This window comes from Citrobacter sp. BIDMC107 (genome assembly GCF_001037575.1).
GTDB lineage: Bacteria > Pseudomonadota > Gammaproteobacteria > Enterobacterales > Enterobacteriaceae > Citrobacter > Citrobacter freundii.
In genome coordinates this window covers 2,557,360-2,579,457 of the sequence record NZ_KQ089848.1, presented here as the reverse complement: position 1 = coordinate 2,579,457, position 22,098 = coordinate 2,557,360, and the positions used below count along the sequence as shown (strand labels likewise).

Genomic DNA, 22,098 nt, shown 5'->3' with positions numbered 1-22,098 from the left:
CATTTTCAGGGAAGGGTGTTCGCAAAAATGCCCGGTAGCACCTAACGCTTACCGGGCATTTTTTGTGTGCCATCCGGCGATAGCAACATCACACCAGGGCTTTGACTATCTCCATCAACCTGATGATATCTGCAGGCCGGGTATTACCGGTCTGAGGGTCGATAATCGAGCTGTAAACATGCGGCATGACGCGCGGTACTCCTGCTTCCAGACAGGATTGCAGGATAATGCCGAAGTTATCGAGATCGATACCGCCGGTCGGCTCAATCAACGTCATGCCGTTGCGCGCCGCTGTCGTCGCCAGTGCGTACAACTCAGGCAGGGACTGCTCACCGCCCATTGGGAAGAACTTCGCCGCATGCGCGCCAGAGTCCAGCATCATACGTACCGCTGCATCACAGGAAACGCGGGCTGGCGTGCCCTGGCTGCTGCTGACGCCAGTGGAGATCAACACTTCCCCCAGCGTGCCCGTGGGACTGACTAACGCGTTGATATGGGTCTGTTCACCGCCCGTTGCCGCCAGCGCGCCTGCCGCAAAACCACAACCGGTAAAGGTCTGGTTGACGTGTGCCGGATGGACCTGTGAGGCAATCATCGCCGCTTTGTAATACTGCGCCGGGTCGCCCGCCCCCAGCCCCACGGAAATCGACGGCACGTCGACCATCCAGCGTTTTACTTCCTTAACCCCTTCCTCAACCGAGGAGAACTGCGCCGAAAGAATGCCGATCACCGCGTGACCTTCGGCAGCGTCATAGATTTCCCGGGCGTTGGCGATATCCTTCGCCAGCACGTTAATAGCCACTTTATTGCGATAAAAATTAATGTGCTGCATGGTCTGCAATCTCCTTTAGTCGGGCCACGATCAGTGCCATTTCCCCTTCTGCAACCGTACGCGGGTCAAGACTAAAGACGCCCTGATGAAGGTTGTAACGGCGAGCGTAAATCGCGATATCACCCTCTCGCAGCTGCGCTTCTACGGCGTAAGCATCCATCCCCAGCTCTTGTGCATTCACCCGAATACGAATCCGCCAGATGGCGCGCCCGGCTTCGTCCTGCTCAATATCCGCATCCAGTCCGCGAATCGCTGAAATCGCCTGCGCCACGGGGCGAAGCTCTTCGGCGGTGACCACGGTTTGCCCCTGATGATAGTTTTCCAGGGCATACACCAGCCCGACCATATTCTCTTTGCCGATCTTCATCGCCCGGGCAATTCCGTGGTGCTGCGCTTTACACGCGGCAATCCACTTTTTCTTTCCGGTGATAAACCCGGAGGTCGGCGCGTTAAAGGCTTTTGCCCCGCTGTAGACCACCATATCCGCCCCGCTCGCCACCCAGGCGTGTAAGTCTTCCTCGGCGGCGGCATCGACAATCAGCGGCAGGTTATGAACCTGCGCAACCCGTACGAAGTCTGCAATGCTCAACATGCCTTTCTGCACGCAGTGGTGCGATTTCACGTACAGCAGCGCGGCGGTGTTATCGGTAATCGCGCTCTCCAGCTGCCAGCGGGCCGCCAGATTACTTGAGCCAACCTCCACCACGCGTCCGCCGCCTAAGCGGATCGCGCTGGTGATGGGCGCCCCGTAGTCAACGTTATGCCCGCGCAGCATGACCACTTCATTGGCCATACCCGCGCTGTCCGGCATCAGCGTGACACTAGCCTGGTCACCGCGGGTAATGGCGGCGGCAACGGCAATCGCAATACCCGCCGAGGCGCACGAAGTAACATAGCTGTCCTCCGCGCCGGTGTAGCGGGAAACCAATTGACCGGTACGGTCCACCAGCCGGTCAATTTCAACAAAGGCCGAAGCTGCCCGCGCGGTGGCTTGCATCACTTCCGGCGCGACGCTGGAAACGCCCAGAATCGTCATCTTGCCACAGGCGTTAATCACCTGTTTTAGCCCCAATTGTTGATAGATATTCTGTGTCATGGCTTACAACACTCCCAGCAGCGAACAGACCACGCTGAGTGCGACAATCGACAGCAAAATCGTGGTGTAACGCGGCCCTTTCTTCACCAGATAGAAATAAATGGCGAACACCGCCGCCAGCGGCAACAGACCGGGGGCAATAGAGTCGAGGATTTGCTGAACCACCACTTCAGAGCCTTTCAGGGCGCTGAGTTTTAACGGCGTGGTGATCTTGACGTAGCTCGCAGAAAGCGCGCCCATCATGATCAGGCCCAGCACGTTCGCGCCGTAGATCAGTTCCTTAATTCGCCCTCCCTGCAGCAGACCGATAATCGAGTCACGTCCCAGCGTATAGCCTTTGTGCACCATACCGTAGCTGATTGCCAACGTAATGGCCGGGTAGAGGATTAACGGTACAATTCCGCCCATCGCGCTGCCATTTGCCGCGAATGGGATAAAAATAGCAATTAACAGCGGCATAACGGCGGCCCAGATGATCGAGTCCCCCATCCCGGCCAGCGGTCCCATTAGCCCGGTTTTAATCCCGGTAATTGAAGCATCGCTGATCGGCTCGCCGCGGGTTTTCTGTTCCTCCATCGCAATGGAGATCCCCTGAATCACCGCCCCGAACGTCTGCTCTGAGTTGAAGAAGTTCAGATGGCGTTTCAGCGCTTCTACCTGTTCCTCTTTTTGCGGGTAGAGCTTTTTGATGATCGGCGTCATCGAGGCGCAGAAAATCAGGCTCTGCAAACGCTCATAGGAGCTGGAAACTTCTGCACCCAGCCAGTAGATAAACCAGGCTTTGGTGATATCGGCTTTGGTCAGCGTGCCGCTTTCACGCGCCCGCTCCACCAGTTCATGTTGCATTACGTCGCTGCTCATCATGCTGCTCCTTCATTTTTCGCCAGACCTTTAATCAGGAAAGCCACGCAGGTACCAAAGATTGCCATCGCCATGATGTCTACCTTCAGGTACAGCACCGCAAAGAAACCGCCGATAAACCACGGCAGAAGGCTCTTTTTACCGATCACCATAATGGTAATGGCGAAGCCCAACGCTGGCAGAATGCCGCCCATAATTTCAAAGGAGTGCGTCAGCCAGTGCGGCATCAGCTTGAGGAAGCTTTCCACCACGTCCTGACCAAAATAGTTGGCGGCGAAAACCACCGGGAAACGCAGTACAAGGCCAAGCAACGCCGGGTAGAGGAATGCACAGCGCATAATGCCCGCCATATTGGCCGTTTCCGCATGCTTGTCGGCCATATGCACCCACGCTGCGTTTAACGTGCGGCGCAACTGGTCGAGGAACACGCCGATGACGCCAAACGGGATCGCCAGCGCGATAGCCAGGTTCGGGTCCATTCCGGCCTTCACAGCGATAGGAATTGAAATACAGGCGGCCAGCGCAGGATCCGACGGGACGTTACCGCCTGGCGTAGAGGTCACGCCGAGATAAACCAGCTGCATACCGGCACCGATGATCATCGCCGTTTCCATGTTGCCTAACAGCAAGCCAACGAATACGGCAATCACTACCGGTTGCAGCAGCATAGCGGAGAAGGTGTAGCCAAGGCGTAATCGGGCAAACCAGTAATACAACCCCATCAGGCTTGCAAAGACTAAAGTATCCATAGTTAAGTACCCTGTTATCAAAGAATTAGAATTTTTTCAGGATATCGTCCAGCGACTGAGGCTTATCTTCCGGGATAGTCTGGAAGAACACCTGAATCCCACGATTTTTCAGGTCGCTCAGAATGCCGACGTCTTTTTCATCCAGCGTAATGTTCTGGAATACCGCTTTGCGGTTTGGCCCACCGCCCAGCCCACCGACCTGAATGGTAGTGACGTCAAACCCCAACTGGACCGCTTCCTGAACCGCCGCCAGAGAAGGGAACAGCACCAGCACTTTGCCGTCACCAAGCTGGTTTTCTTTCCAGGCGGCCGCAAAACTTTGGTTACCGAAACAATCCACTTTGATGTTTGGCGGCGCGGCCATCAGGTAGATGTTTTTCATAAACGGATCGGCATCCAGCTCATCGCTAACCACCGCAATCCGGTTTGCCTGAGATTGCCCAACCCATTTGGTCACCACTTGTCCATGAATCAGACGGCTATCGATACGACATAAGACGATGTTTGCCATGATGTTTATTCCTTATTGTGATTGTTGTAATTGACGCACGTGGGCGACAACGTCCAGGCAACTGCTACGCCCGGCGTCGACCAGTTCAGCCACGCAGGTGGTCAACCGGCCATGCTCGCGTTTGTCGAGCGCCTCCAGCAGCAAAGAGGCGTTGAGCCCGGAAATAACAGCCACCGGGTAATCGGCGCTCAGCCGCGCCGCCACGTTGGAGGTGGTGCCGCCAATAAAATCAGTCAGGATCAGTGAGCCTTCCGGCATGGTTTTCACTACGGCTTCGACGCGCTGATAAAACTCGCCGAGCGTATCAACGGGCATCAGCGCAATTTCCGTCACGCCTTTGATTTCACCCATCACCATGCGCAGGCTATTGCAAAGCTGTTGCCCCCAGCCGCCATGGGTCAGCAGCAGGATCTGGGGCAAGGATTCAGTGGTAGTCAAAATGGCCTCCTGGCTCGATTACATAGACATAGGTAAACAGAGCAAAGGCTGTGCCAGAATTTGTGTCACGCGGGGAAGAGAGGAGCGCTGGCGAGGCAGAAAGCCGCGCCAGTAAAGGGATTAGCTATACAGCAGTTCGTAGATATAAAAATATTCCGCGTCCGATAAGCGAATGGCATAGGCCTCTTCGATCGGCAGGAAAGCGGATTTAATGACACTAAACGCGCGATTATCCAGATCCGGCTTGTTCTCCAGCGCCATCTGTAACGGTTTGCGGTTAATCACGATACGCTCGACCATACAGCAGCAGTGGATCAGGAAGCGCAGTGTCACCTGACGGCTCGGTTTGAGCGAAAGCGCGGTGGTCAGATGATTCAGCACGCCTTCCATCTCTTTGAGAATACGCTGCGGGTTGAGCACCGAAATATGGTTAATGATGCTCTCCATAGTCAACGCGCTGATAAAGCGCATCGCGCTGCGCTCCATCTCCAGACGGCGTTCGCTGCTGGAGAGATCTGGCGTCAGCAGGCTGAGTACCAGCTCGGGGCCTTGCTCAGAGAACAGCTCCTCGAGCGAGATAAACGGAATATCCGGCAGTCCTGGCTGGAAAGTGCCCACTATTCCCGCCAGGCGTTCACTGGCGTTAATCGCCTGCTGAACACGCTCCAGGCTGCGAACTTCGTTGTAATCGAGGATAACCATCCGCGTATCCTGCGACATCAACTCACCGAAGCTCTCCTCCAGCACCTTTTTGATTTTCTCTGCCGTTCCCATCCCGGTGATGCAGGAGATAACCAGCACTTTACCGCTGTTTTCCTGCTGCGGAGTACAGAGCTGACAGGGAATATTTTTGCTCTGCATCAACGCCGCCAGCTGCGGCAAGTCGCTGGTTTCGTAGCTTAAATCCAGCCCAATCTCCAGCAGGCTGGTGAGCGTGATATTGGGCATTAACAGTACGTCTATCTGGAATAACTTACTGATCGTGCTGCCAAAATGGACCAGTGAACCAATATCCACCATCAGGATCAATCGGCGATATTGCTGGGTCTGGATCATCTGCGTCAGGGCTTCCAGAGTGTCATGCACCGACTGCTCGAAAGGCATATCGATAGCGCTGAACACCTCGCGCTCCAGCACGCGATTCACGTACTGCGCCTGACTTGTGGCGGTCGTCGCACCGTGGGCAATCAAAATCACCCCGCAGTCAGGACTGGCGTCAATCCGTTGGCGGTAATGGCGACACTCTTTGAGGAACAGGCACAGCCAGACCACCTCCGTCGCCGGACACTGAATATGCAGCAGTTCATTGATTTTTCGGCATAACAGCGTCGCGTTTTCGTATTCATCTTTGCAGCGATCGAGGATCAGGCTGGAAGAATAAAGTTGCGGAATAAGGCCGCGCTGCACATAGCCAATCAGCGCCAGGAAGTGTTTGCGCAGCGGGTTAACCAGATTTTCCGGCAGCGTAAAACCAAGCACCTGCTCAACACAGCCGATCAGCAGCGTTACTCGCTCTTCAATCTGATCGCCATAGCGCGGAGGATGCGCCACGCTGTCGCGGCTGTAGAGACCATATTCAAATATCGAACTGAGCTTGTTTTTGAGGATTGCCAGCGTTTCGGCTGGCGGCACGTTGCTGTTACGCAGGTTGATATATTCGCGGGTCAGGAAGCTGTAGAAAAGATCGCTCTCTTCAATTTCGGCTCCGGTGGCCAGCGAATTTTTCAGCGCGGGCAGCGTGCGGGCATCGATGCTCAGGTGTTCTTTGCCTTCGAACAGCGCTCCAACCAACAGACGTTGTTCCGGCGTGGCGTTAAAGGGGATCTCGGTCAGACGTTTATCCAGTTGTAGCGTGTCGCTGTGCTCGGTCATCCCCGAGGCCCAGGCCTGGGCGCAGAGAAACTGAATGTCGCTCTTAAGCTGACCAATGTTGCCTTCCAGCGGCTTGTTCAGCAGCCAGAGCAGCAAGGTACGGTCGATGCTTATCGTACGCTCGATTTTGCGGCTCTCACGCTGTAAGAAGCCAACGATCAGTTCAACCTGCTCTTCCACTGAACGCTGGCGGATGCCGGGCAAATCGATACACACCTGAATACGTCGCTGGAAGGTACGCAGCAATGCTGAACTCACCGGTTCGGTGGTCGCACATATCAGGCGAACCGAGATTGACCGCGCCACGGCGCTGGAACCCAGCGGCCGGTATTCGCCCTTATCAAGAATTGAGAACAGCTTTTCCTGCCCTTCATACGGCAGGCGATGCACTTCATCGAGCAGCAGATAGCCGCCGTCGGCCTGCTCGACCAGACCCGGTTTATTTTCGTTTGCACCGGTAAACGCTCCCTGTCGATGACCAAACAGGTGCGAAGAAAGCAACTCCGGGTTATGGGCGTATTCCGCGCAGTTGAAATAGACCAGCGGCGGGGGCGTTCCCGCTGCACGTTCGCAGGCGAAACGGTGCATAAGTTCGGCAAAAAAGGTTTTGCCGACGCCGGAGGGACCAGTCAGCAGAACGTGCAGCCCGTGGGGATACAGCACCGCCGCGCGGCCTTTTTCCACCGCGTCGCGCAGGCTGCGATCGTAACCAATCAGGCCAGAAAAGGGATCGTCTGTCGCCTGGTTTTCCTGAACAGGCAACAGGTCGGCAACGGTTTGCACTTCACGCTCGGACTCATCCAGTTTGCGCCCCAGCAGCGTTTCAATCGCCTGACGATGCAGAAAGAATACCGGGCGTCCGCGGCTTTTAATCGCCAGGCCGTCGTTCCAGAGCTGATTGAGATCTTTACTGACCGAGTTGCGCGCCAGTCCGAGGTTAAAGCCGATAGCTTCTGCTGTGAACGCCGTTTCCTGAGCCAGATGGGCAAGATTCAGTCCTCGCGTCAGCCGTTCCAGCTCCCCCAGTATTATCTCAATCCGTCTCATCTCTTTACCGCTTAAGAAATAAATGATTGTTCAGAACATACACTATTCTGCTACGCAAGAAAGTGAGGCGGCGTCCAGAGCTTCCGGTCATCAAAACGTTTTCGACAAATAATGCCGCGCGGAGCCGGTTTCCGGAAAGTTATCGAGGGTCATTTGCAACTGATAGCCGTTTTTCTGATAAAACGGCAGCGCCTGGAAACTCATGGTATCCACCAGCGCATGCAGGCATCCTCTCTCACGCGCTGTCTGCTCGGCAGCCTGCATCAATTTTGTGCCGTAACCGCCTTTGCGCAGCGAATCATGCATCCACAGGAAATCAATGCACAGCCATTCGCCTTTGATTTTGCCAATCAGCCCGCCCAGAATTTCATTGCTTTCATCGCGCCAGTACACCGCCAGGTCGCCAAAATTGGTGGTTCTCAGGAACTGGCGGTTGTAGGCGCGCAATCCGGCAAGCAGGGCATTTTGATCGTCTTCGGTAATGGTATCTGTAATCTGTATTTGCATCTTATCCTCCTGAAAAACTACAACTTCTGGCTGATTATTTGTTTAGAAATTAACACAGGCTGATGAGTGAGACGCATGCCGTCTACACTTACTCTTGAGATGATGCGCATCGACAACAAGGATTATTATCATGAAACGAGCCGCTTTACCGCTTATTGCCATTCTTTTCACGCTGCCGGGTTTAGCGCAGGCCGATTCGGCTTACGGCTCTCTACAGTCCGTTCATGAAAAAAATACTGTATTGAAGGACTTACGCAAGATTTGCACCCCACAGGGGTCGCCATCCGATGACGTGTGGGAAAAAACGATTATGTCTGATACACGTAATCAGCAGCATATCCGCGAAGCTATTCTGGCAATACAAAGAAATAACCAGAACAACTACTGGGAAGCACTTGGCAAAGTTGAATGCCCGGATTTATAAGCATCTTGTTGTAAAATGAGCACTGTAACCGGTTTCTGTGTCGCAAAAACACGTATTGTTGCCAGAACGTATAAATAGCAATGGAGCAATAACAATGCGATACCGTTTTCCAGAAAACTTCTGGTGGGGCAGCGCCTGCTCGGCACTGCAAACCGAAGGGGATAGTCTGAACGGCGGCAAAAGCCAGACCACGTGGGACGTGTGGTTCGACCGTCAGCCAGGTCGTTTCCACCAGGGGGTTGGTCCGGCAAACACCTCAACCTTTTATCAGCACTGGAAACAGGACATCGCACTGCTCAAGCAGCTGAAGCACAACAGCTTCCGTACGTCTCTGAGCTGGTCACGCCTGATCCCGGACGGTAGCGGCGATGTTAATCCGGAAGCCGTCGAGTTCTATAACAACGTCATCGACGAGCTGCTGGCGCAAGGCATTACGCCATTTATCACCCTGTTCCACTTTGACATGCCAATGGTGATGCAGGAGAAAGGCGGCTGGGAAAACCGTGAGGTGGTTGAGGCGTTTGGCCGCTACGCGCAGACGTGTTTTACATTGTTCGGCAACCGGGTGAAGCACTGGTTCACCTTTAACGAGCCTATTGTCCCGGTGGAAGGCGGCTATCTGTATGACTTCCATTACCCAAACGTGGTGGATTTCAAACGCGCGGCCACCGTGGCGTATCACACTGTACTGGCGCATTCCACGGCGGTGCGGGCGTATCGCGCCGGAAACTACGGCGGTGAGATCGGTGTGATCCTAAATCTGACGCCCTCTTATCCACGCTCTCAGCACCCGGCGGATGTGAAAGCCGCGCACCATGCGGATCTGCTGTTTAACCGCAGCTTCCTTGACCCGGTACTAAAAGGGGAATATCCGGCGGATCTGGTCGAATTGCTGAAAGAGTACGATCAGCTACCAACCTGTCAGCCAGGCGACAATCAGCTCATCGCCGAGGGGAAAATCGACCTGCTCGGTATCAATTATTATCAGCCGCGTCGCGTGAAATGTCGTGATACTGCGGTCAATCCAAATGCGCCGTTTATGCCGGAATGGCTGTTTGATTATTACGAAATGCCGGGGCGTAAAATGAACCCTTACCGTGGCTGGGAAATTTATGAGCCTGGTATTTACGATATTATTACTAATCTTCGTGATAATTACGGCAACCCGCGCTGCTTTATTTCTGAAAACGGTATGGGTGTGGAAAATGAGCAGCGTTTCGTTGAGCATGACCAGATCAACGACAGCTACCGCATTGAATTTGTTTCTGAGCATCTTAAATGGCTACATAAAGGCATCAGCGAAGGTTGTAATTGTCTTGGCTACCATATGTGGACTTTTATTGATAACTGGTCCTGGCTCAACGGATATAAAAACCGCTACGGTTTTGTTCAGTTAGATTTAGAAACGCAAAAACGTACGGTGAAAAAGAGCGGCGAATGGTTTGCCCATACTGCCGAAAACAATGGTTTTAATTAAAAATAACCAGGATGCCGGATAGCGATCCGGCATACCGAGCTTTAGTTTATTACATACCCTTTATGCGAACTTTTGCTGCCACCAGAAGCGCCGTCAGCAGCATCAGACTGCCGGAAAGCATCAGGGGTGACAGCAATCCGAGAGTATCGAGCGCATAGCCTCCCACCGCAGCCCCACAGGTATTGGCAAGCTGGATCACGGCGACCTGCACCGATCCGGCTTTTTCTGCCTGATCGGCAAGCGAGCGCGTGATCCACGTCGACCAGCCGACCGGTACCAGCGCAAACAACAGTCCCCAGATAATCGCAATACCCGCCGCCACCACTTTGTCACTGCCCCACAGAATCAGGACCAGTGCACTGAGCGCCAGCACCAGTGGCGCACCGGCTAACGCCAGTTTGACCGAACGCTTCAAAATCATCGACGAAAGCGACGTACCAACAAAACTGGCAATACCGAAGCTCAGCAGCACCAGCGTCAGGCCATCAACGTCAAAGCCCGCCAGATTCATATAGATCGGGCGAATATAGGTAAAGAAGGCGAACTGCCCGGCAAAGGACATGAAGATGGCAATCATCCCGGCCATCACCCCCGGTCTCTGCAACAGGCTGAACATGTTTTGTTTCTGATGCGAAGGCTCGCCAGGCAGCGAAGGCAACGCTCTCACCACCCAAATTGTGCACAGCACGCCCATCACCGCCGCCGCATTAAATACATTACGCCAGCCGATAATGCCGCCTAAAAAGCTCCCCAGCGGCGCGGCAATCACCAGCGCGATGGAGACTGCGCCAAAAATAACCGACAGCGCCTTCGGCACCGTACGTGCAGGAACCAGACGCATGGTCAGCGACGCCGACATCGCCCAGAAGCCACCAAGCGCCAGACCGAGACAGGCGCGGCCAACGAGCAGCAGCGAAAAAGAATTGGCAAAGGAAACCAGCAGACAGGAAAGCGTCAGCAGCACCGAAAACAGGATCACCACATAGCGACGATCGGTCGCCTGAATAATTTGCGTCACAAACAGGCTGGCGAACATGGCGACAAATGCCGTCACGGTCACCGATTGCCCCGCCACACCTTCAGAAATCCCCAGATCCTGCGCCATCGGCGTTAACAGGCTAACGGGCAGAAACTCAACGGTTATCAGGCAGGCAACACAGAACGCCACGGCAAATACCGCCGACCAGTTAGGTCGGGAATTTGCCTCAGCGCGGGATTTTTGTTCAACAGCTTCACTCATTTTGTTACCTGCGTGGGGTTATTGTAGAAAAGTTACGCAGTGTAACATTAAATTTGTGACGTATTTAACGTTTCAGCAACTCTACCGTTTTGCATTGTCACTTGCGTAGAGGCTCGCACATTCCGAACGTGGCTGATTTTTCCCCTTTTTACAGCTAACTAAATGCATAGTATATCACCAGGTGCTATATTTATGGTTACAGGATGTCAACCCGATGCGAGTGTTCAAAACCAAATGGTTTACCAGGGAAGCGAAATCTCATGCGATTAATGACAATGAATTATGTGAAGCAATAGCCGCCACTCTTCAGGGAAGAGCAGACAATCTCGGCGGAGGAGTTTATAAAAAGCGGCTTAATCAAAATCGCGATCGCGCCATCATCCTTGCGAAAGGCGGAGAGCATTGGTTTTATACGTTCTTGTACGCCAAGCAGAACATAGCAAATATTAACAGTAGCGAGTTAAGCGGCTTTCGTGAACTGGCGAAGCATTATGCAAGCCTCGGTGATATGAAAATAGCAGCACTGATTCAGAGTAAAGAACTGGTAGAGGTCTGTCATGACAGCAAAGAATAAATTCAAAAGCCCTGCCTTTGAAGCCATCCATAGCGCAGCTTCTGGATTATTTAGCGTTGGTGCAATTCCACAGGAAACGATGCGCGATTTTGACAAAGCCAGTCTTAGTCACGTGGAAGATCTTCAACCGACTGAGATTAAAGCATTGCGTGAAAAGCTAAATGTAAGCCAACCCGTTTTTGCCCGTTATCTGAACACCAGCGTATCGACAGTGCAAAAATGGGAGAGCGGAGCTAAACGACCTGGTGGGATGTCATTAAAACTACTCAGCATCGTGCAAAAACATGGCCTGGACGTTCTGATGTAATTAGCCACTGCCAGATAGCGACACGTTTTGTCGACCTGAGAACCGTAACGCCATCAGGCATGACTATCAATGCAACCAATGCACGCCATCTTCGGGCTGGAAAAAGGCGTTATAGCGCATTTGAAACGCATTAAGCTCCTGCATGTCCGGCTCCATTTCGCGCAAAAAACCGAGCGCCAGACGCACCTGCGCGTCGGTAATCGGCGCGGCCAGCCGAGCTTTTTGCAGCCAACGGTGCCACTGCAGCAGATTCGGCTCACTGCCGTCGACAATCACGATTTGCCAGATCAACAGCACCTGGGCCGCATTTTGCAGATGTGATTCATCAGGGCGGTGGAGGTACTGTAAAAAAGCCTCACCCTGTACTTTTCCCATCTGATCGATCATCGATTCTACTGGCACGACATCAATGTTCAGTCGCTCGCTCAGACGGCGAATTGCGCGTCGTGAACCGGACGTCAGCACCCGAAATCCCACCACAAAAACAACCACCAGGGTGGCCAACATTATCCAAATCATGCGCACATCCATTACCAGACAGGATGCCCATCATAGCGGCAAATTTATCGCTGTCGATGGATGAACGCCACGGCATAAAAAAGCCCGCCATTAAGGCGGGCAAAAGTTACCAATGCACACTTAACTTAAGCGACTTTCAATTGTTGAATCTTTTTCTCGCGGCGAATTTTACGTTCTTCAAACACGGCCACGATGGCCATCAGACAGATACAACCGATGGCGGCGGTGTCCAGCGCGGCGAAGGTTCCTGCCCAGCCGGTGAGGCCGAAAATCGGCGTGCCGTCGGCAATCATCCCCAGACCAAGCTTGGCGAAGCTGTCACCAATCAGATAAGCAAAGGTGCCTTTAATCCCATCGGCTGCGCCGATCGCTTTTTTCGGTACAAATCCGACTGCCGCAACGCCGATTAACAGCTGCGGACCAAACACCAGGAAGCCCAGCGCAAACAGCGAAGCCAGATAAACGTACTGGTTGCTGGCGTGCTGATAAACGCCCAGGGTGGCGATAATCAACGCCAGCGCCACGCAGGCCACCAGCGCACGGCGGCCATTCGCCAGGTCAGAGAGCCAGCCCCACAGCAGCGTGCCGACCAGCGCGCCCACTTCAAACAGGGTAAAGCCCTGAATCGCCACTTCTTTGGAGAGCTTTAGCTCCTGGAAAGCGTAGACGGTGGACCACTGGTCAATACCGATACGCACTACGTACAGGAAGATGTTCGAGAAACATAACAACCAGATCACTTTGTTTTTCAGCACGTACTCAACAAAGATCTGCCATTTCGTCATCTCGTTTTCTTCGGTCTCTTTGTCTTCTTCGCTGATCTCCTCGCCGAACAACTCTTCAGCTTTACCAAGACCATAAGATTCCGGGGAGTCACTGCCGTAGCGCAGGCCGATAAAACCAACAATCAGCGCGATAATCGACGGGAAGATAAACATCCCGATGACGTGACCGTCGAACAGATAGTTAGCGCCAAACAGCGCCACGCCTGCCGCACCCGCACCGCCGAGGTTGTGGGAGATGTTCCACATACCGAGGTAAGAACCCCGCTTGCGACGCGGCGTCCATTTGGTGATGGTGGAATAGCTACACGAGCCGCCGGTACTCTGGAAGAAACCACTCAGCGCATAGAAGGCAATCATCAGGAACAGGCTGGTTGAACCCGCACCCATGCTGGCGCTGAAGCCGAGCATACAGATGGCAGAGAGGATCAGCATAAACGGCAGGAACTGCTTGGTGTTTTTGCCGTCCGCGTAGTAGGAAACCAGCGTTTTTCCCACGCCGTAGGTGATGGAGAAGCCCAGGCCAATCATCCCCAGTTGCGTCATGCTCAGCCCGTAGGTGGAGATCATGTCGTTCTGCGCGATGTTGAAGTTTTTGCGGATCAGGTACATGGTCAGGTAGCCGATAAAGACCACCAGATAGGACTGCATGAACGGTTTGAACCACATTTTGCGCCGCACATCGAGCGGCAGATCCAGGGTCGGCTTGCGCACCTGGTTGAGAAAGGCCAGCATTTGACACTCCCGAGCTAATTTTTATACCTGCGAATAGCAGGCATTGTAAAAATCAGCCGGGAGACGTGCCTGAGACAGCGTCCAGGTGAAACCGGGAAAATTTCTTAGTTTTGCCCCACTCAGGGCAAAAAGGTGAGGTGCATCACGCTTCGTTGAGATCGCGCGGAGCCTGGGCGTTTAAAAACGGCAGCAGCAGCAGCGCGGAAATCCCCGCCGCAATGGCGATCACCACAAAAAACCCGGTCCAGTGCCAGACCTCCATCACCTTCGCCAGGGGCCAGCCGGAGAGCGATGCCCCCAGATAGGCAAACAGCCCAACAAAACCGGTTGCTGCACCTGCTGCCTCTTTGTGCGAACACTCCGCTGCCGCCATGCCGATCAGCATCTGCGGGCCGAAGACGAAGAATCCGGTGGTGAAAAAGCACGCTGCCTGCATCACGTAGCTGGCGAACGGCATCAGCCACAGCGAACCAACGGAGAGCAAAATTCCGGCGGCAAAAATCAGGTTCATTGGACCGCGGTTGCCGTTAAACAGCTTGTCCGAGCCCCACCCCGCCACCAGCGCACCGACAAATCCACCCAGTTCGAACATGGTCACGGCGGTATTGGCAGTCACCAGATCCACACCGAGCGTCTCAGACATGTACAGATTGCCCCAGTCATTAATCGCTGCACGGACCACGTATACCAGCACATAACACAGTGACAGCAGCCAGATATAAGGATTCAGCAGCACATAGCGGGTGAGGATCTCTTTGCGGCTCAGCCCTGCACCTTCCTGCTGCTGAGCAATTTCTAGCTCATCATGCCGCCAGTCGCCAATCGGCGGCAGGCCAATCGCCTGCGGTCTGTCGCGCAGCCGCCAGCAGAGGAAAACCCCCACCACAATCGCCAGCAACCCGGCAATCATCATCCCGGCGCGCCAACCGTAGTGCAGCGCTGTCGCCGCCATCACGATAGGGATCAGCGCTCCGCCGACGTTGTGCGCGGTATTCCACAGCGCCCACCAGCCGCCGCGCTCGGTACGCGAATACCACGCGGTCAATAAACGCGCGCAGACCGGCGACCCCCAGCCCTGGAAAAAGGCGTTCAGCGCCCACAGCACCGCAAAGGCCCACAGTGAGGTAGAGAATCCAAACAGAATGTTCACCACGCCGGTGGCGATCAGCCCGATGCCCATAAAATAGCGTGCGTTGGAGCGGTCGCTGACGATACCGGAAACAAACTTCGACAGGCCGTAGGTGATGTAAAACAGCGTCGCCAATAGCCCAATATCGCTGCGAGTCAGCACACCGCTGGTGAGAATATCCGGTACGGCGGCATTGAAGCTTTTGCGTGTGAAATAGAACAGTGCATAGCCGAGCCAGATAGTGGTCAGAATATGCCGCCGCCAATAGCGATAGCGGGCATCCACTTCCTGCTTGTCAGTGATGAGCGGCGCATTGGCCGGGGCTTTTAAAAACGCAAACATGGCCGCTCCTTACACATAACGTTGAGGCAGTGACACGCTGACCCGCGTGCCGTGCGTACAGGAAATCGACAGCGATCCTCCGAGGGCGCTAATCCGTTCACGCATCCCGGTGAGGCCAAATCCATGCTGATTCGACCCTGGCGGCAGGCCGCTGCCGTCGTCCTCAATCACCAGCATCAGCCGTTCATCCTGTTGCCAGCCCTGAAGCGTCACCGCGCTGGCGTCGGCGTGCTTAACGATGTTGTTCAGTCCTTCCTGACAGACGCGGAACAGCGTCACCCGCTGGCTTTCGCTGAGTGCAGATTCGTCAATTCGCCAGTCGAGATGGCTGACGATGCCGCGGCTTTCCAGCTCCATTTCGCGCATCAATGAGCGGATGGCCTGCTCCAGCGTGAGATCGTCCAACTGGCGTGGTCGTAGGCGGCCTAACAGGCGACGCACCGAATCGTACACGCCGAGAGAAAGTTGTTCGATGTGTGCCCCGCTACGCTTCACCCCTGCGTTTTCCGGCGCCAGGCGCTGGACAATACCCGCCTGGGTACGAATGGCGGTGATGGTTTGGCCGATATCATCATGCAGTTCGCGCGCCACGTCCCGGCGCACGCTCTCTTCGGTCTCCAGCAGGCGTTCAGCCAGACGATGGTTGCGCGCTAATTCGTTTTGCAGCGACTGGTTAAGCTCACGCAGACGCTGAATACCCGCGCCGAGCAGCAGCCCGGTCAGGCTTTGCACCAGCAGCGAGAGCAACAGGTCGACGGGATGATCGTGCCAGGTCTGGCTGGCAATCAGCGCGATGGCGTTCATCAGCGTCGCAATCAGCGCCCCCTGCCAGCCGTAGTGCCAGGCCAGCGCAATGATCGGCAACGCGAGGCAAAACGGCGTGAAGCGCGAAAGCTCGGCGGGTAAACCGAGCTGTAGCCACAGGCTGACGCTAAACAGCAGCAGGTACCAGACCAGATGCCGCCCGCGCCAGTTCACCGGCTGCGACACCACCGCAGGGCCCAGCGGCAGCCAGGTGGTGCTGGTCAGATAGTGCCAGAACACCAGGCAGATCGGCGCCAGCGTTAATCCGCCGGTGAGCGTCAGCAGCAGCGCGTTCCATGCCTCTTCACCCTGCCCAAGCCAGGGCAGCGATTGCAGCAATGCCGCCGCCGTAAGCGCCGCGCCCTGCAACAGCAGCGTACGCCAGTCACGCTGGTGGCGGTATCGCGATATCAGCATCACCGGGAGTAACGTGAGGAAGCTGCCGATCATCAAAAGTGGCAAATGGGCCAGCACCACTTCCTGTGCCAACCAGAAAAGAAGCAGCCATTCCGCGCCCAACAGCACCGGCCAGTAGTCACGTGGACATTGCAGCATCAGCCCCAGACGCAGGCCAAACGGAAACAACAGTACCGCCAGCTCCGGGCGCTCAACCAGATGCAGGCTGATGCTCCACAGGCAAAACCACGCGGCAGAGAAGATAAAGAAGCAGGCAACAACGGTGATTAACCGGGAACAGAGCGTGTTCATTGCCAGCCGTCAAACATCCGGCGGGCCAGTTCGACGTCGTTACTGACGCCCAGCTTTTCCATCAGGTTGGCGCGATGCACGTGCACCGTTTTCGGCGACAGACCCAGTTCAGCAGCAATCTCTTTGACCGCCATACCTTGTGCCAGTTTTTCCGCTACCTGACGTTCGCGTTTGGTGAGCGGATCCTGACGACCAGCCGCCAGTTTGACGGCGATGTCCGGCGTCAGGTAACAGCCGCCGGTCGCAACGGTATGCACCGCTGCGATCAGCTCATCCGGGCTACAGCGTTTAGAAAGGAAACCACGCGCGCCCGCGTTGAGCGCCTGCTCCACCAGCGCCGGGCTGTCGTGGACGGAGAGCATGATAATCGCCATTCCTTTTGGTAACTGGCTTAACAGTTCAAGACCGGAGATATCTGGCATCGAGATATCACAGATACAGACCTGCACGCCGCGTCCCGGTAATCCCGCCAGCGCCTCACTGCCTGAGCCAAACTCAGCCACCACCTGCAAATCAGGTTCCAGCCCCAGCAGTTGGGCAAAGCCGGAGCGGACTATAAGGTGGTCGTCAATAAGGGCAACGGTAATCATGGGTTCATCCTGGCGCTAAGACATGCCTGATGGCGCTGCGCTTATCAGGCCTACGGGCAGGTGCCGTTGTAGGCCGGATAAGGCATTAATACCGACATCCGGCAAAAGCGCTTACCTTAACGATAAGTGCTTTGCTGTTCAAGCCTTGAGCGATCAGGCTATGCCCGTTGTGACGGTAAATGTGCGGGTGTGTTTCGGTTCTATCTGAATCAACGTCCCGTTTCGTTCCGCCGCCAGGAAGCCTTCAGGTCGACAAGTCGCGGGTAGGGCGAAGGCTGCCACCTGCTGATCGCCGTTATAGAGGATCCAACGGGTGACATAATTCAGCTCCGCGCTGGAGAAACGCGTCACGAACGTGGTGCCATCAGGTGCGATCATGCTAAATTCAGGCTTATCTGTGTATCTATCCAGTTGGTCAGCAAAGAAAACGATTTCCGGATCGTAAAAATCGGGTTCATTAAGGCGCGCCAGCGAAGCCTCACCCTGAATAATCCGCTGATTAAACGCCAGCCACTGCTCGGTAGGCTTAACATGTACGGGTACCGATTCACGCAGCGTTATGGCTTCATCCGGGATATTCTGGCTGAAGGTCGCTTCCGGGACGTAGGCATAGTTCATATGGCACATGTACTGCAAAGGCATTGCCACTGAGGCGAGGTTAGTGACCGCCATCTGAATATCAAACAGCGCGCTCGCCTTACGCATAACCACCGCAGGATACGCCTGATAATGATGACCGAACCCCATCACATACTCGTAGCATCCGCTCACGCGTAAATTCTCGCCTTCCAACTCCAGCCAGGCCTCATCCATCGCAGCACAGGCCATTTCACCATGCAGCGGGTGAGAATCCTCCGGCGACGGGCAGCCATTAGCCAATAGCCCCGAGTGGAAAGCAAAGCAGCCGTAGGTCGCGACCACTTCTGCAGCCGGTTTTGGCTGACTGAACATGTTGCGCATGGTCAGATCATGCCCGTCAAACTGCGCATCCCAGATCATCTGCCCCATCCAGGGCAGAATAACCAGATGTCCACGACTGTTTTCTATCTTCAGCCCTTCCACTCCGCTGGCGTAACGAAACGCGGTAACCGTGAAATCGCTATTTTTCAGTAAGATTCGCGGATGCTCTGCAAAGAGTTCCCGCCACAGCGTGATACGTGTTGTCATGATCGTTCTCCTCAGGAAACCGTCGCTTCAGCCAGATTGTTGCGTACTTTGCTCTCACGCCAGAAGTAGATTCCGACGTACACGAAGCACAACATAGAAACCAGGAACGAAAGTTGCAGCGAGTGGAACATATCAGCCACATAGCCCTGAATTGCCGGAACCACCGCCGCACCGACAATCGCCATGACAATGACAGCTCCCGCCATTTCAGTATGCTCGTTATCCACGGTATCCAGCGTACCGGCGTAGATTGTCGCCCAGCAGGGTCCAAACAGGACGCTCACCAGCACGGCGACGTACACGGCGCTGAAGCTTGGCGCCAGCGCAACATAGACGAGGAACAGCGCGCCAATGATGGAGTATAGGATCAGCACTTTTTCCGGATTGAAGCGCGTCATCAATATGTTGGCGATAAACTTCCCGATAAAGAAGCAGGCAAAGCTATAGACCATGAAGGTTGAGGCATCACGCTCGTTGATATCACCCAATTCCAGTGCCAGACGGATAGTGAATGACCACACCGCAACCTGCATCCCCACATACAGGAACTGCGCAACAATCCCACGGCGGAAACGGGCATTGCTGGCCAGATAACGCAGCGTATCCATCGCTGACGGACGCTTATGACTCGCCGTTTGCGCGACTTTGCAGGTCGGGAAGCGGGTCAGCAGGAACAACACCATCACCACAACCAGTACCATAATCATGTACTTGTAAGGCTCAAGGGTATTTTCCAGCATCAACACTTTAAAGTTGTGGATCTGTTCCGCGTTCATCCCAGCCATCTGTTTTTCCAGACTCTCACCTTCAGAGAAAACCAGATATTTGCCCAGCAGAATACCGGCGGCGGCGCCAATGGGGTAAAAGGTCTGGCTGATGTTCAGGCGTAAAGTGGCATACGCTTTTGGGCCGATCATGGAGCTGTAGGTATTAGCTGCCGTTTCCAGGAAGCTCAGGCCAATCGCAATCGCAAAAATTGCCGCGAGGAACATGGTGTAGGTGGCCATGTGCGATGCCGGGAAAAAGAGCGTACAGCCAACAATATATAGCGTCAGCCCCATTAAGATGGCAATTTTATAGCTGGTCTTTTTAATCACCAAAGATGCAGGAATCGCAATTAAAAAATATCCGCCATAAAAGGCACTCTGCACTAATGCCGAGGCAAAGTTGCTGAGTGAAAATACGCTTTTGAATTGCGTAATCAGAATATCATTTAATGCGGCTGCGCATCCCCATAATGGGAATAAACAGGATAACAAAATAAACTGGAACAGAGGCGTCTTATTCAGATAGCCGTCGGGCATCTGAATGATGTTTTTATCGTTCATAGTGCTACCTTTTACAATGCAGGAGTATTATTCGTTTAAGGTAAGAAACTCATTAAATTGTTCGATGCTTGGATAAGATGATTGAGTGCCTTTCCCGGTAACGCTAAATGCAGCGAAGAGAACGGCTTTTTTCATGGCGGCTTCGACATCACCGCTTTGAACGTAATAATGGGCAAAACAACCGATGAAAGCGTCGCCTGCACCACTGGTATCGACAGCGTTCACTTTAAACGCCGGAACATGGACTTCCTGGTCACGCGTCATCCACAACGCACCTTTCTCACCCATGGTGACGATAATATTGTTCAAACCTTTATCAACCAGAGAACGTGCCGCTGCGCGAATATGGTCATAAGTATCCACTGGCATACCGGTTAATATTTCCAGCTCGGTTTCATTCGGCACAAAAAAATCACATTTACAGGCATAAGACATATCTAATTCCCGTAATGCAGGAGCGGGATTTAGTAACACTTCAATACCGTGTTTTTTGCCAAATTCAATCGCGTGATAAACAGTTTCCAGCTGCACTTCCAGTTGCAGGACAATAAGCTGACATTTTTTCAGATCTTCCGCCGCACGATCGATATCTTCCGGGGAGAGAAATTTGTTCGCTCCTTTAATAATCAGAATACTGTTGCTGGAGTTCGCATTAACAAAGATCGGTGCGACACCGCTGCTGGTGCAGGGTACCTTTTCGACATAGGTGGTATTAATCCCCCAGGATTCGAGATTGCGAATAGTGTTATCCGCAAAAATATCATCACCGACTTTTGTCAGCATCAGTACTTTGGAATTGAGCTTAGCAGCCGCAACGGCCTGATTTGCGCCTTTGCCCCCGCAGCCAATTTTGAACGCCGGCGCTTCCAGCGTTTCCCCTTCTTTGGGCATCTGGTTGATGTAGGTGATGAGATCCACCATGTTGGAGCCAATAACCGCGATATCCATTTTACTACCTCTCAGAAACAATCACACTATAATGATATTAAAATAACATTATCATGTTACTTTCGTATCATTTGTGACTAGGATCGCGATTGGAAGATCATTTTATTGTTTATTTATTACGCTAAATGTTGCGACCCCATCACACTACAAATAACGAAGTTGCTTACAATTGACTGAAAGTTAACTGGACATAATCAATAAAACGTGAAAAAACACGCTTTTATTTCCGAATAGTCAGACGTATAGTAATGCGGCAATGCCATGTTCTCAGAAACACAAAAATGTTACTGAAGGAACATGGGAACATGATTCGTGGAGAAGCACATGGAAACTAAGCAAAAAGAACGTATTCGACGTCTGATGGAATTGTTGAAGAAGACCGACCGAATCCATCTGAAAGAGGCGGCACGAATGCTGGAAGTTTCCGTGATGACTATTCGTCGGGATCTCAGTCAGGATGACGAGCCGTTACCGCTTACGCTGCTCGGTGGTTACATTGTGATGGTGAACAAGCCCGCCGCCATCGTTAATGCCCCAGTGCCTGCGCAAAAACAGTATCACCGCGACGATTTACCGGTTGCCATTCTGGCCGCGGGACTGGTAAGTGAAAATGATCTGGTCTTTTTTGATAATGGTGCGGAAATGCCGTTGGTGGTCAGCATGATCCCGGATGATATTTCCTTTACCGGAATTTGCTACTCGCACCGGGTATTCGTGGCGCTAAATGAAAAACCCAACGCCACGGTGATTCTTTGCGGAGGCACCTATCGGGCGAAAAGTGACGCCTTTTACGATACCAGCACCCCCTCTCCGCTGGATGCGCTCAACCCACGAAAAGTATTCATCTCCGCCAGCGGCGTCCATGAGCATTTCGGCGTTAGCTGGTTCAATCCGGACGATCTAGCCACAAAACGCAAAGCAATGGAACGCGGATTACGCAAAATTCTGCTGACGCGCCACGCCCTGTTCGATGAGGTCGCCCCCGCCAGCATTGGTCCACTCTCCACCTTTGACGTACTGATAAGCGACCGTCCGTTACCGGCAGATTACGCAACCCACTGCCGGAACGGCTCTGTCAAAGTGATCACCCCGGATTCAGACGGCGACTAAC

The 22,098-nt window shown here is 53.8% G+C and carries 22 protein-coding genes; 5 read left to right on the top strand and 17 right to left on the bottom strand.

Annotation, left to right across the window (positions count from 1 at the left end):
• Window positions 1-88: 88 nt before the first annotated feature.
• The 8 genes from dagF to SK39_RS11930 all read right to left on the bottom strand — a co-directional run bounded on the left by dagF (window position 89) and on the right by SK39_RS11930 (window position 7,913).
• Complete coding sequence (gene dagF, locus SK39_RS11965) at window positions 89-832, bottom strand: 2-dehydro-3-deoxy-phosphogluconate aldolase (protein WP_032937142.1); 744 nt, start codon at window positions 830-832, stop codon at window positions 89-91.
• Window positions 819-1,928, bottom strand: a complete 1,110-nt coding sequence (dgaE, locus tag SK39_RS11960) for a D-glucosaminate-6-phosphate ammonia lyase (RefSeq protein WP_016151208.1) — start codon at window positions 1,926-1,928, stop codon at window positions 819-821. Before dgaE ends, dagF begins: the two co-directional genes overlap by 14 nt.
• Window positions 1,929-1,931: 3 nt before the next feature.
• The gene (locus SK39_RS11955) at window positions 1,932-2,792 is read right to left on the bottom strand and encodes a PTS system mannose/fructose/sorbose family transporter subunit IID (RefSeq protein WP_005121522.1); all 861 of its coding nucleotides are present in this window, start codon (window positions 2,790-2,792) and stop codon (window positions 1,932-1,934) included.
• A complete protein-coding gene (locus SK39_RS11950; RefSeq protein WP_003023960.1) occupies window positions 2,789-3,538 on the bottom strand; it encodes a PTS mannose/fructose/sorbose/N-acetylgalactosamine transporter subunit IIC in 750 nt (249 codons plus the stop codon). The genes SK39_RS11955 and SK39_RS11950 overlap by 4 nt, the downstream gene beginning before the upstream one ends.
• 25 nt (window positions 3,539-3,563) lie before the next feature.
• Window positions 3,564-4,049 carry a PTS sugar transporter subunit IIB gene (locus tag SK39_RS11945; RefSeq protein ID WP_003023959.1) on the bottom strand — a complete coding sequence of 162 codons (486 nt, stop codon included), beginning with the start codon at window positions 4,047-4,049 and terminating at the stop codon, window positions 3,564-3,566.
• A gap of 12 nt (window positions 4,050-4,061) precedes the next feature.
• A complete protein-coding gene (locus SK39_RS11940) occupies window positions 4,062-4,487 on the bottom strand; it encodes a PTS sugar transporter subunit IIA (RefSeq protein ID WP_003840671.1) in 426 nt (141 codons plus the stop codon).
• A 120-nt stretch (window positions 4,488-4,607) separates the two neighbouring features.
• A complete protein-coding gene (gene dagR, locus SK39_RS11935; RefSeq protein WP_048217040.1) occupies window positions 4,608-7,406 on the bottom strand; it encodes a transcriptional regulator DagR in 2,799 nt (932 codons plus the stop codon).
• 90 nt (window positions 7,407-7,496) lie between these two features.
• A complete protein-coding gene (locus tag SK39_RS11930) occupies window positions 7,497-7,913 on the bottom strand; it encodes a GNAT family N-acetyltransferase (RefSeq protein ID WP_003023951.1) in 417 nt (138 codons plus the stop codon).
• A 130-nt stretch (window positions 7,914-8,043) separates the two neighbouring features.
• On the opposite strand from SK39_RS11930, the gene SK39_RS11925 reads away from it, so the two are divergent.
• Window positions 8,044-8,337, top strand: a complete 294-nt coding sequence (locus tag SK39_RS11925) for a YicS family protein (RefSeq protein WP_003840665.1) — start codon at window positions 8,044-8,046, stop codon at window positions 8,335-8,337.
• A 94-nt stretch (window positions 8,338-8,431) separates the two neighbouring features.
• Window positions 8,432-9,814: a glycoside hydrolase family 1 protein gene (locus tag SK39_RS11920; RefSeq protein WP_032937139.1), complete on the top strand. Its 1,383-nt coding sequence runs from the start codon at window positions 8,432-8,434 to the stop codon at window positions 9,812-9,814.
• A gap of 49 nt (window positions 9,815-9,863) precedes the next feature.
• Here SK39_RS11920 and nepI read toward each other — a convergent pair whose 3' ends face one another.
• Window positions 9,864-11,054, bottom strand: coding sequence for a purine ribonucleoside efflux pump NepI (nepI, locus tag SK39_RS11915; RefSeq protein ID WP_032937137.1), 1,191 nt, complete (start codon window positions 11,052-11,054; stop codon window positions 9,864-9,866).
• 214 nt (window positions 11,055-11,268) lie between these two features.
• Here nepI and SK39_RS11910 point away from each other — a divergent pair, with 214 nt between their 5' ends.
• Both SK39_RS11910 and SK39_RS11905 read left to right on the top strand, forming a co-directional pair.
• Window positions 11,269-11,628 (top strand): type II toxin-antitoxin system RelE/ParE family toxin, encoded by a 360-nt coding sequence (locus SK39_RS11910; RefSeq protein WP_032937135.1) that lies wholly within the window; start codon window positions 11,269-11,271, stop codon window positions 11,626-11,628.
• The gene (locus SK39_RS11905) at window positions 11,612-11,935 is read left to right on the top strand and encodes a helix-turn-helix domain-containing protein (protein ID WP_003023937.1); all 324 of its coding nucleotides are present in this window, start codon (window positions 11,612-11,614) and stop codon (window positions 11,933-11,935) included. The genes SK39_RS11910 and SK39_RS11905 overlap by 17 nt, the downstream gene beginning before the upstream one ends.
• A gap of 66 nt (window positions 11,936-12,001) precedes the next feature.
• Here SK39_RS11905 and SK39_RS11900 read toward each other — a convergent pair whose 3' ends face one another.
• The 8 genes from SK39_RS11900 to rbsK form a co-directional block, all read right to left on the bottom strand.
• Complete coding sequence (locus SK39_RS11900; protein WP_003023933.1) at window positions 12,002-12,454, bottom strand: DUF1198 family protein; 453 nt, start codon at window positions 12,452-12,454, stop codon at window positions 12,002-12,004.
• Between the two features lie 125 nt (window positions 12,455-12,579).
• The gene (uhpT, locus tag SK39_RS11895; RefSeq protein WP_003023929.1) at window positions 12,580-13,971 is read right to left on the bottom strand and encodes a hexose-6-phosphate:phosphate antiporter; all 1,392 of its coding nucleotides are present in this window, start codon (window positions 13,969-13,971) and stop codon (window positions 12,580-12,582) included.
• Between the two features lie 142 nt (window positions 13,972-14,113).
• Window positions 14,114-15,442 carry an MFS transporter gene (gene uhpC / locus SK39_RS11890; protein WP_003023927.1) on the bottom strand — a complete coding sequence of 443 codons (1,329 nt, stop codon included), beginning with the start codon at window positions 15,440-15,442 and terminating at the stop codon, window positions 14,114-14,116.
• Between the two features lie 9 nt (window positions 15,443-15,451).
• Window positions 15,452-16,954, bottom strand: coding sequence for a signal transduction histidine-protein kinase/phosphatase UhpB (gene uhpB / locus SK39_RS11885; protein WP_048217039.1), 1,503 nt, complete (start codon window positions 16,952-16,954; stop codon window positions 15,452-15,454).
• Complete coding sequence (gene uhpA, locus SK39_RS11880; protein WP_003023923.1) at window positions 16,951-17,544, bottom strand: response regulator transcription factor UhpA; 594 nt, start codon at window positions 17,542-17,544, stop codon at window positions 16,951-16,953. The genes uhpB and uhpA overlap by 4 nt, the downstream gene beginning before the upstream one ends.
• A 153-nt stretch (window positions 17,545-17,697) precedes the next feature.
• The gene (locus tag SK39_RS11875) at window positions 17,698-18,711 is read right to left on the bottom strand and encodes an aldose 1-epimerase family protein (protein ID WP_048217038.1); all 1,014 of its coding nucleotides are present in this window, start codon (window positions 18,709-18,711) and stop codon (window positions 17,698-17,700) included.
• 11 nt (window positions 18,712-18,722) lie between these two features.
• On the bottom strand, window positions 18,723-20,039 hold the full coding sequence (gene fucP, locus SK39_RS11870) for an L-fucose:H+ symporter permease (protein WP_003023919.1): 1,317 nt from the start codon (window positions 20,037-20,039) through the stop codon (window positions 18,723-18,725).
• 27 nt (window positions 20,040-20,066) lie between these two features.
• Window positions 20,067-20,987 carry a ribokinase gene (rbsK, locus tag SK39_RS11865; protein WP_003844463.1) on the bottom strand — a complete coding sequence of 307 codons (921 nt, stop codon included), beginning with the start codon at window positions 20,985-20,987 and terminating at the stop codon, window positions 20,067-20,069.
• A 324-nt stretch (window positions 20,988-21,311) separates the two neighbouring features.
• Between rbsK and SK39_RS11860 the strand changes: the two genes are divergently transcribed.
• Window positions 21,312-22,097 carry a DeoR family transcriptional regulator gene (locus SK39_RS11860; protein ID WP_003023916.1) on the top strand — a complete coding sequence of 262 codons (786 nt, stop codon included), beginning with the start codon at window positions 21,312-21,314 and terminating at the stop codon, window positions 22,095-22,097.
• The last annotated feature ends 1 nt before the right edge of the window (window position 22,098 follow it).